General features: G+C 61.5%; 8 protein-coding genes, 1 pseudogene and 2 riboswitches. Of the genes and pseudogenes, 5 read left to right on the top strand and 4 right to left on the bottom strand.

The window, feature by feature from the left end:
• From JNK99_RS13495 to gcvT, 3 genes and pseudogenes are all read right to left on the bottom strand, one after another.
• Positions 1–533 (bottom strand): annotated as a pseudogene (locus tag JNK99_RS13495) (glycine dehydrogenase (aminomethyl-transferring)); the annotation flags it as partial.
• A 27-nt stretch (positions 534–560) separates the two neighbouring features.
• Entirely contained in the window at positions 561–944 is a 384-nt protein-coding gene (gene gcvH, locus JNK99_RS13490) for a glycine cleavage system protein GcvH (protein WP_291853954.1), read from the bottom strand.
• 48 nt (positions 945–992) lie between these two features.
• A complete protein-coding gene (gcvT, locus tag JNK99_RS13485; protein ID WP_291853952.1) occupies positions 993–2,081 on the bottom strand; it encodes a glycine cleavage system aminomethyltransferase GcvT in 1,089 nt (362 codons plus the stop codon).
• 77 nt (positions 2,082–2,158) lie between these two features.
• A riboswitch (glycine riboswitch) is annotated at positions 2,159–2,262 on the bottom strand.
• Positions 2,263–2,265: 3 nt separating this feature from the next.
• Positions 2,266–2,352, bottom strand: a riboswitch (glycine riboswitch).
• Between the two features lie 499 nt (positions 2,353–2,851).
• On the opposite strand from gcvT, the gene JNK99_RS13480 reads away from it, so the two are divergent.
• The 5 genes from JNK99_RS13480 to JNK99_RS13460 all read left to right on the top strand — a co-directional run bounded on the left by JNK99_RS13480 (position 2,852) and on the right by JNK99_RS13460 (position 9,664).
• Positions 2,852–3,664 carry an NF038130 family PEP-CTERM protein gene (locus JNK99_RS13480; protein WP_291853950.1) on the top strand — a complete coding sequence of 271 codons (813 nt, stop codon included), beginning with the start codon at positions 2,852–2,854 and terminating at the stop codon, positions 3,662–3,664.
• A 153-nt stretch (positions 3,665–3,817) separates the two neighbouring features.
• Positions 3,818–5,356: an MraY family glycosyltransferase gene (locus JNK99_RS13475; RefSeq protein ID WP_291853948.1), complete on the top strand. Its 1,539-nt coding sequence runs from the start codon at positions 3,818–3,820 to the stop codon at positions 5,354–5,356.
• Between the two features lie 7 nt (positions 5,357–5,363).
• Positions 5,364–5,804, top strand: coding sequence for a low molecular weight protein-tyrosine-phosphatase (locus JNK99_RS13470; protein ID WP_291853947.1), 441 nt, complete (start codon positions 5,364–5,366; stop codon positions 5,802–5,804).
• A gap of 277 nt (positions 5,805–6,081) precedes the next feature.
• The gene (locus tag JNK99_RS13465; protein ID WP_291853945.1) at positions 6,082–7,293 is read left to right on the top strand and encodes a polysaccharide biosynthesis/export family protein; all 1,212 of its coding nucleotides are present in this window, start codon (positions 6,082–6,084) and stop codon (positions 7,291–7,293) included.
• Positions 7,294–7,462: 169 nt separating this feature from the next.
• A complete protein-coding gene (locus tag JNK99_RS13460) occupies positions 7,463–9,664 on the top strand; it encodes a polysaccharide biosynthesis tyrosine autokinase (RefSeq protein ID WP_291853943.1) in 2,202 nt (733 codons plus the stop codon).
• 47 nt (positions 9,665–9,711) lie between these two features.
• Here JNK99_RS13460 and rlmB read toward each other — a convergent pair whose 3' ends face one another.
• The gene (gene rlmB / locus JNK99_RS13455; protein WP_291853940.1) at positions 9,712–10,452 is read right to left on the bottom strand and encodes a 23S rRNA (guanosine(2251)-2'-O)-methyltransferase RlmB; all 741 of its coding nucleotides are present in this window, start codon (positions 10,450–10,452) and stop codon (positions 9,712–9,714) included.
• Positions 10,453–10,512 lie beyond the last annotated feature (60 nt).

Genomic DNA, 10,512 nt, shown 5'->3' with positions numbered 1-10,512 from the left:
TAGAAGCGTTGCGACTTCGACTTGCTGACGCGCCGGGCCATGGTCATTGCCTCGGCAGCGGCGGTGGCTTCGTCGAGCAGGGAGGCGTTGGCGAGTTCGAGCCCGGTCAGGTCGATCACCATCTGCTGGTAATTGAGCAGTGCTTCAAGGCGTCCTTGCGCGACCTCGGCCTGATACGGCGTGTAGGCGGTGTACCAACCGGGGTTCTCGAGCACGTTGCGCAGCACGACCGCGGGTGTCACGCTGTCAGCGTAACCCATGCCGATCATCGAGTGCTGCAGGCGGTTGCGGCGGGCGATGGCGCGCAGCGCAGCCAGCGTTTCACCCTCGGGGCGAGGCTCGGCGAGGGCCAGCGGTGCAGACAGCCGGATCGCTGCGGGAACGGTCTGGGCAACCAGCTCCTCGAGGCTGGCGGCGCCTATCGTGGCCAGCATGGCGGCGATCTCACCGGCGTCGGGACCGATGTGGCGGCGGACGAAATCGTCGCGCTGTTCCAGTGCCGCCAGTGGCGGGGAGGGGGGGGTGGCATCCATGGTATCTTCCGGTGGCTTCCGTGCTATCTAGGCGGCGGCAACAATTTCTTGGTAGGCTGCGGCGTCGAGCAGGACGTCCAGGTCACTGGCGGCGGCCGGCCGCATGCGGAACAGCCACGCAGCGTAGGCGTCCTGGTTGACCATCTCGGGTGCGTCGGTCAGCGCCGAGTTGCCGTCTACCACGCTGCCAGCCAGCGGCGCGTATACGTCGGCCGCCGCCTTGACGGATTCGACGACGGCGGCTTCCTGCCCGGCCGCGAGTTCGCGGCCGATCTCCGGCAGTTCGACGAACACGAGGTCACCGAGCAGCTCCTGCGCATGATCGGTGATGCCGATGCTGACCGTACCGTCTGCTTCCAGGCGGGCCCATTCATGGCTTTTCGTGTACTTGAGGTCGGTGGGGATGTTCATTTCTTCTCCTGATGAATGGAATCAAATCTGACAAATGGCGGTTTGAAATCAAACGAGGCTGCTGCCGTTTCTGACAAAGCAGGGCTTGACCACGCGGGCGGCCAGGAGTTTGTCGCGCACCGCGACCTGGACGACCTCGCCGAGCGTTGTCGCCAGCGGCAACCGCGCCAGAGCGATCGCGCGCTGCAGGGTTGGAGAGAACGTTCCGCTGGTGGTTTCGCCGTCGCCGTGTGCCGTGTGTACCGACTGGTGGGCACGCAGCACTCCGCGGTCGATCAGCAGCAGGCCGAGAAACTGGTGTTGCTGCGGTCTGGCGAGGAGGGCAGCCTTGCCGACAAAGTCGCGCGGTGACCGCAGATCGATGGTCCAGGCCAGTCCGGCATCGAGCGGCGAGATCGTGGCGTCCATGTCCTGGCCGTAGAGGTTCATCCCCGCTTCGAGGCGCAGTGTGTCGCGGGCACCCAGACCGCAGGGCCGTACCCCGGCCTCGGCGAGCGCTCGCCACAAGCCTTCCGCGTGTGCAGCGGGCAAGGTGATCTCGTAGCCGTCTTCACCGGTGTAGCCGGTGCTGGCGATCAGGTATTCGCCGACCACCGCGGCAAAGAACGGTTTTAGCGCTTCGCACGCCGCGCGATATTCGGGCAACGCCTGCCAGACCCTGCCGCGCGCATGTGGGCCCTGTACGGCGATCATTGCCAGTGCGTCCTTACCTTCCCGGCGCGCGGTGATCGTTGCCGCCAGCTCCCACTCGCTCAGGCGGGCTGCCATCCACAACAGATCCGCAGCAGCCGTGGCAGCATTGACAACGACGCGAAAATTGCAGTCGTCAAGACAATAGACGATCAGGTCGTCGATCACGCCGCCGGCGTCGTTCAGCATGGTGCTGTAAAGCGCTTTGCCCGGCATCTGCAGCCGATCGACGTTGTTGGCCAGCAGGCGGCGCAGGAAGTCTCTGGCATCGCTGCCCCGGACATCGACGGCGCACATGTGCGAGACGTCGAACATGCCGGCATCGCGGCGCACCGCGTGGTGCTCCTCGATCTGCGAACCATAGTGGAGCGGCATTTCCCAGCCACCAAAATCCACCATTCGGGCCCCGCTCCGAAGGTGGCTGTCGTTCAGGACAGTTTTCTGCATCGTATCAATCCGTAAGGAGAACCTGTTGAAGTGGATTCCAGAAACGAAAAAGGGGCGAACCCGAATCGAGTTCACCCCTCTGTCCATGTACCTGAGAGATTCTCGGGCTGCCGGCCGGTGTCGCCTGCGCCCTGGCCCCATCGGTGGGCGCTTCGCCAAAGGCGAACGCCGCTCTCCAGAGTTCATTGCACGAACGGTCCTTTTGCCTGAGCGTTTCCGGGTGGATTGCGCCTTCGGCGGCGGACATGCCGCCCTCTCCCATTCGCGCCGCAACTATAGCGCGCAGCGAACGTTGCCCGCAAGGCAATCGTGCCGGCAGTGGGTGACCCCCTTGATGGACAAGCAGGGATGTCACCGATCCGGTCCGGGCGCCGCCGTGCATTGGCCCGGGTGGCGATGTGCCGGCAGGGTTCTGCTCGACGCTGGAGGGGAGGCGCTGATAGACCGAGCGGTTTGCCGGTTGCCGATCATCCAACAAGCCCATCGGTTTTGTAAGCCTGGAAGGAGTCTGGTTGGTTGTTCTCAGGGCTGGTGTCGGGTTTTTTTACACTTTGACCTGCGCTTGTCTGTGAGAAAATGCATAACTAGTTGATATGAATTGTAAAAAAATTTCTGGTATGTATCTTGCTTAACTAAGCTAGAGTCAGGTTTTGTTGAGGGGGCGGGGTGTTCCTGCCTGGGTCCCTGAAAACCAAGACTTGTGAAGCCCATTTAAACCCTCATCAACCGGTTTCCGAAAAGGGCTGGTGACCGAAGCAAAGGAGTTTTCGATGAATGTACACGGCAACAAATCACAAGTAGCCTTGGCCGTTGTGGCTCTGGTGGCCGCCGCCGGGGCGTCGGCTGCCCCGATGACCATCACCGGTATTTCGGGCAACTATCTGGTGTGGGATAACCCGCCGGCGCTGGTTGCGACGGCGAACGCCGGGATTGCTGCCGCCCAGGCGGTTCTCGTGGACGGCAGCGGCAACGCTGCAAACCCGGGGGGCAACGTCGAACTGAGCAAGTTTGGCGGGCCGGTGACGACCATGAGCGGCTTTGTCAATGGCAAACCGATCAGCTTGAGCAGCCTCGATCTGGCCGACTGGCAGAGTGGGCTTGATCAGCGGTATATTCAGGGCGCTGCCTCGTCCGCGGGTCTCGGCACTCTGAGCAACCTGCAAATGGCTGCCGCGCTTGCCCAGTTCTATGCGGCCAACGCCAATCTCGGCGGCAGAGCACCGTGGCAACTGGTCAGTGACCCCAATATCTCGTACGTCGATATCGGTGGTGATCATGTCGTGCACATTGGTCTGGCGGGTATTTTGAACGCGTCGCCCTTCCTGAGCGCCGTGTTCGGTGTAAGCCTGCCGAATGGCCTGGGTGCCAGCGAAGTGGTCGAGGTATCTGTTGGCGGTGTGACCGAGTATCTGTTCGGCTTCTCGCCCACCAACTCGGGCGTCTATGCCGCCAACCAAGGGGCACTCCCCTTCGATCTTCGTTCATATTCCGGCAATTACGATGTGAAGATTCCGGAGCCCGAGTCGCTGGCGTTGCTGGGGATTGGCTTGCTGGGGCTGTTCCTGGGGCGCCGCCGCCTCTGAGAAAACACCAGAGGGTGTTGTTTGGCGCGCCAGCGCCAGCGGGAGGTGCTGCAGAGCCCGAAAGGGCTCTGCGCGCTATGGACCCTGGAGACTCCGCCAGCAACCTTCCTGCAAGGTGTCGGCAAGTCGAGGTGACTGATATTGGAGGTGGCCTTGAAGTTCGCCGTGCTGTTTGGAGTTTGCGTGTTGATCTCGGGCGTTGCCATCCGCCTGAGCGTTGCGCTTGCGGCCCACTTCGGGATCATGGATCGGCCGGGTGGGCACAAGCAGCATGAAGCGAGCACTCCTTTCGTGGGAGGCTTTGGCCTGATTGCCGTCCTGATCGGCGCAGCGATGCTCAGCGACCGTTTTTTTGGTGATTCGCTATTGTTTCCGCTGCAGGCCCTCATTCTGGGAGGGGCGGTCATTTTCCTGACCGGTCTGGCAGACGATCTCTGGCATATCGGTTTCAAACCCCGCTTTCTCGTGCAGGCTGTCGTTGCCCTGTCGATGGTCTTCATCGGGGGCGTTGAGTTGCGTTCGCTTGGCGAACTGTTTCCCGGTGTGCAGATCGATCTCGGCTGGCTCGCCGTGCCGTTTACGGTCTTTGCCACGATCGGTTTGATCAACGCAGTGAACATGATCGATGGCATCGACGGTCTGTCCGGGTCGGTGAGTCTGGTCAGTCTGACCCTGACTGCCGTTGTTGCACTTGCCGCCAGCAATCCAGCTTACCTCTTTATCATCGTCGCGCTGTCGGGGGGGGTGGCCGGTTTCCTCTACTTCAATCTGCGTTACCCGGGCAATGGCCGTGCGCGCGTCTTTCTTGGCGACAACGGCAGCATGCTGCTTGGCTTTGTCTTTGCCTGGCTGTTCATCGCTTTGTCGCAGGGCGACGCGCCGGCGATGACCCCGGTCACCGCATTGTGGTTGTTCGCCTTGCCACTGATGGATACGGTCGGTGTCATGCTGCGCCGCATCTGGTTGGGCAAGTCGCCCTTCCGTGCTGATCGTTACCATCTCCATCACCTGTTCATACGGGCCGGGTTTCGCGTCTGCGATGTCGTTGTCTTTGCCGCAGGGATGCAGTTTCTCTTTGCCCTGATCGGCGTCTGCGGTCTCTTGCTCGCAGTTCCGGACTACCTGATGTTCTGGTCTTTCCTGGGTGTTTTCCTGGCATATTCTCTGGCGATTGCACGGCCGTGGCGCTTGGTGCCGTGGTTGCGTCGGATCAATTGCCGCATGGGTCTGCCGTCCGTACGGGTGCGCGGCATTTTCGTAGGCTACCTGCCCAGGGAAAACTGTTCTCACTTCATCGGCTTGATTTCGCAAGGACTCGGCAGCGGTTATGATTACCAGTTGAGCGTCTACCAGACGGACAGGTCGGACGGCGACGGGCGCAACGTCTATTGCGTCATCAACATTCCGAGCGCCGGGAACGAGCATCTGATCGGCAAGATCCGGCGCGACGCGTTGCGCATGAAGAAGCGGATCGCCAGGCAGCATGGACTTGAGGTCCGCTTGTTCATGTGCCGCGAAGGAGAGAACGATCTTCGTGGAACCTACGCGCCTTCTGCACTTGCCCAACGGAGCCGGATCGCTGATCGGCGTTGCCTGCGCAGCACCTTGGTCTATTCGATCGAACGTGGACAACGCGCAATCCAGGGTGACCACGCGGGTTTCGAGCTCAGCGTGCCGCCGCCGTGCCTGTGATTGGGTCATGTTCAGCAGAATCCTCACCGTCTGTACCGGGAACATTTGCCGTAGCCCGGCGGCCGAGTTCCTGCTTCGGCAGCATATTGAACGGGCAGGCAAGCGTGTTGACGCACGCTCGGCGGGTATCGGAGCGCTGGTCAACCATCCGGCCGAGGCGGCAACTACTGCCATGATGAATGCGCGCGGTGTAGACCTGAGTTCCCATCGTGCCAGCCAACTCACCCCCGAACGCCTGCGTTGGGCGGAACTGGTTCTGGTTATGGAACGGCACCATCGGGAAGCGGTGCTGGCAATGGACCCCACGGCCCGCGGTAAAACCTTCCTGCTCGGGCACTGGACCAAGACAGAGATTCCCGATCCCTATCAGCGAAGTGACGAAGCGCATGCCAAGGCCATTCAGCTGATCGAAGAGGCGCTTGATCCCTGGGTCAGCAAGCTTTGCTGAACGGGCAGACCAGTTGTGCGCAATGTTTCGCAGCGACGTGAAATAACGCACTGGTAGTTTCGGCAACTGGCGTTATTCTTCATTTCAATTGTAGCTGGAACGTCCCTACCGGGAAGCGCGAGGCGACCCTCATGTCAGGGAGTGTCGATGGTCTGGCGCTGGCGACCGTTTCGGCCTATCGCCTGAACGGCAGCGGGTAGCAGGGACTTTGCGGGATGATGTAAACTGCGCGACGCCAGTTGTCCAGGGTGGTCAGATAAGGAAATGAGGCAAATAAATGAAGGAGTTTGCTAGAAACCTGTTTTTCGGCCAGTCGGTCGGTCTTCGCCGGCTTCTGCTGTGCCTGCTTGCCGCCAGCACTCTTGCCGGCTGTACGATCATTCCAGGCAACCAGAGCTACAGCCATCGCGAGGAGTCTGACGTACGATTGCCGGTACAGCAGGGCGATCAACTCGTGCCGGCCAACCTGAAGATCAGGCCGATCAGCGCCGAGTTGATCATCGACCTGTTCAAGGCAGCGCGTCCGCCGATTGGCGACGGGACCAGTTCGGCCAGGACGGCGACCAGGGAAGATCCGCGCTATAACGGGGACAATCCTTCCTCTGTCCCCATTTACCGGCTCGGTCCGGGGGACATCATATCGATCATTGTCTGGGATCACCCGGAGCTGACCATCCCGGCCGGCAGCTTTCGTACGGCCGAACAGGCGGGCACGGTGGTGAACGAAGACGGAACGATTTTCTTCCCCTACGCCGGAGTGATCAAGGCAGCGGGCAAGACGACCAGTGAGGTACGGGCGATCCTCTCGGCCAAACTGGCCAAGTTCATCGAGAAGGTCCAGCTCGACGTGCGCATGGTCGCCTTCCGTAGCCAGCAGGTTTATGTTGTCGGCGAGGTAGCCAGGCCGGGTATCCAGCAGGTGACCGACATTCCGATGACCGTGCTTGATGCGGTCAATCGTGCTGGCGGGTTTACTCCGGAGGCCGATTTCAGCCGTGTGTTGCTGACGCGCCGCGGTACGACCTATCTGGTCGACATTCAGTCGATGTACGACTACGGGCGTACCGACAATAACCCCATGGTCGAGCAGGGCGATATCATCAACGTCGCCGATCGCAGTTATAACAAGATTTTCGTGCTTGGGGAGATTGCCAAGCCGGGCTCTCTGGTCATGAACAAGAAGCGCTCGACGCTTGCCGAGGCGCTCAGCGACGCTGGCTATATCAACCAGAGTTCGGCCGACCCGCGCTGGATATACGTCATGCGCGGCAATAGCGATACGCCGGAGCTGTTCCACCTTGATTCGCGCTTACCCGATGCCATGTTGCTGGCTGACCGGTTTCCGCTGCGGCCGCGCGATATCGTTTATGTCGATGCAGCACCCCTCGTTCGCTGGCAGCGGGTGATCAGTCTCATTCTGCCGACGATGACCATGCTCGATATCACCAGTCAGACCCAGTACCCACTCTTCGGCGGACGACAGCCCTGAAGCCGGTGCCGAGCCGGCGGCTTGGTCGCGCGCTGCATGCTGATCGGCCACGAGCAAGCTCTTTTCTTCCCGCTTGGCTACCGGCAAGCTGCCGGACGAAAATCACCACGGATCTCAAATGGATAACGACCAGTCAAAACTCTCTCCCGGTCCTGGCGGTATGGCCGGCATGACCAGCGCACTCCTTCCTCCAGTACAGCAGGCGGTGGCCGAAGAGGAGGAGGGCGTTGCACTCGGTGAAATCATTGCCGTACTCATGGACTACCGCTGGCTGATTGCTGCGATCAGCCTGCTGGCACTCGTGCTCGGTCTGGGCTGGGTGTTTGTCAGCAAGCCGGTCTACCGGGCGGATGGCCTGCTGCAGGTGGAAGAGAAAAAGGGTGCCGGAGGCATGTTCAAGGCACTGGAGCCCTTGCTGGGGGAGGATACCACCGTATCCGCAGAGGTCGAGATCCTCAGCTCGCGGATGGTCCTCGGGCGGGTGGTGTCCAAACTCAAGCTTGACCTGATTGCCTCACCCCGCACTCTGCCAGTGATTGGCGCTGCAGTCGCCAGGCGCTACGAGGGCGATGTACCGAATTCCCCGTGGCTCGGTTTGTCCGGCTTTGCCTGGGGTGGCGAGCGAATCCAGGTCGATTCGCTGGACGTTCCCGATTCCGCACTTGACCAGAACCTAACGCTGATTGCCGGCGAGGGCGGCGCCTTCGAGATCCTTGACGATGATGATCGGGTGGTTCTGAAAGGGAAGGTGGGGTCCAGAAGCACCGAACGCGGCTACTCGATTTTCATAGCAGAACTCAGGGCGAGGCCGGGTACGGAGTTTCAACTGATGAAGCGTTCTGCCGAGGTGGCAATCACCAATCTGCGCAACAGTTATTCGGTGAAGGAGCGCGGCAAGAAATCGGGGGTTCTCGAACTGAGCCTGCTCGGGCAGCGGCCGGAACAGATCGCCCTCGTGCTCGACGACATCATGACTACCTATGTTCGCCAGAATGTCGAGCGACGCTCCGCAGAGGCCGAGAAGACGCTGAAGTTCCTCGATACCCAGTTACCGGCACTCAAGACTCAGGTCGATACGGCCGAAGCCGCCTACAACAGCTACCGCCAGAGTCGGGGTTCGCTCGACCTGAGCCTGGAGACCCAGGGGATACTGAAAAACCTGGTTGATGTCGAGAACGCTGCCGTGCTGCTCAAGCAGGAGCGCGATGAATTGCGTCAGAACTTCACGCCGGAACACCCAAGGATTCAGGCGGTGGATAACAAGCTGGCGCGCCTCAACGAGCGTCGCAAACAGTTTGAGAGCGATGTCGCGCGTCTGCCCGACACCCAACAGACCGTCTTGCGCCTGGCACGTGATGTCGAAGTGTCCACTCGCCTCTACACCGAATTGCTCAACACTGCCCAGCAGTTGCGGGTCTCCAAGGCCGGGACTGTTGGTGATGTGCGAGTCATCGATCCGGCTGCCGTCGGCCGCGATCCGGTGGGCGCCAAGCCGATCGCCATTCTGGGTATTGCACTGCTGCTCGGCCTGATGGTCAGCATGATCGTGATCTGGGTGCTGCGCTCGCTACGCGTGGTCGTGGAGGACCCGGAAATCATTGAATCTCAGCTTGGCCTGCCGGTCTATGCCACGGTACCGCACAGCAAGATCGAGGTGGAGCTGCATCGCAAGGCGCAGGTGGGCAGCGGCGAACTGCTGGCGGTTGCCCATCCGCAGGAAGACGCAGTGGAAAGTCTGCGCGGCCTGCGCACCACCCTGCACTTCGCACTGCTCGACGCGCAGCGCAACTCGCTGCTGATCACCGGGTCGAGTCCGAGTCTCGGCAAGAGCTTCATTTCCAAGAACCTGGGTGCCGTTCTCGCGCAGGTCGACAAGCGTGTCGTGATCGTCGATGCCGACCTTCGCCGGGGACATCTGCACAAGGAATTCGGCATCGAGCGGGCGGTCGGCATTTCCGAGTATGTGGCCGGACAGGCGACGCTGGAAGACATTCTGAAGACCACCGTGGTGCCCAAGCTGTGGGTGGTCACGACCGGGCAGATTCCACCCAACCCGTCCGAACTCTTGATGCACGAGCGTTTCGCAATGATGCTCGGCGAGCTCGCGGCGCGCTTCGACACAGTCATCGTCGATGCTCCGCCAGTGCTCGCCGTTTCCGATGCAGCGATCATCGGCCGCCATGTCGGAGCGACGTTGATGGTCGCGCGGGCCGGCAAGCACCCGATTCGCGAGCTCGAGCAGGCGGTACGACGGATGAGTCAGGCCGGTGTCCAGGTCAAGGGCTTCGTCTTCAATGACCTCAACGTTAGCCGCCAGAGTTATCGCTACGGCTACAAGGGTTATGTCTACCGTTACTCGTACAAGACCTGACGCTTCCATGGCCGGCCCGGACAAACCAACCCGGTGGCCGAGCCGATTCACCTCCCGGCGCGCCGCCTCGCCTCATAGAGGCAGACGCCGGTGGCGACCGATACATTCAGACTGGCTACAGAGCCGAGCATCGGGATGTTCACCAGTTGATCGCAGGTCTCGCGAGTCAGGTGACGCAGTCCTTCCCCTTCTGCACCGAGGACCCAGGCGCAGGCGACCGGCCAGCGGGCGGTGTAGAGATCCTCTTGCGCCTCGCTATCGGCACCGACAACCCAGATGCCGCGCTCTTTCAGTTGGCGCAGGCTGCGCGCGAGGTTGGTGACGGTGATGTAGGGAACCGTCTCGGCAGCGCCGCTGGCTACCTTGACGGCCGTTTGCGTCAGGCCGACGGCGCGGTCCTTGGGGGCGATGACGGCGTGTGCTCCGACGGCATCGGCGACGCGCAGGCAGGCCCCGAGGTTGTGTGGATCCTGGATGCCGTCGAGAACCAGCAGGAAGGCGGGTTGGTCGAGCGTGTCGAGCACGTCGTCCAGTGTCACATGGCGTTGCGTCGCATCGACCGTGGCGATGACGCCCTGATGTCTGGCGCCGGGCGCCATGGCTTCGAGTCGTGTGTGCGCCACTAGCAGGACGCGTGCCCCGGCGAATTCGGCATGGGTGCGCAGGTCGCGCATACGGCTGTCGTTGCGTGCCGCATCGACGTAGATCTCGCGCACCGCGCCGGGGTCATGCCGCAATCTGGCGAGGATCGAATGGAAACCGAAGATCAGGCGTGAAGGCGAGGACATGAGCAAGGCCAGGAGAGACTGCAGCGTGCAGGGGTGGAGGGGCCGATTCTAACAGCTTCG

Source organism: Accumulibacter sp. (assembly GCF_016789985.1).
Classification (GTDB): Bacteria; Pseudomonadota; Gammaproteobacteria; order Burkholderiales; family Rhodocyclaceae; genus Accumulibacter.
This window is presented reverse-complemented; position numbering and strand designations above follow the sequence as displayed.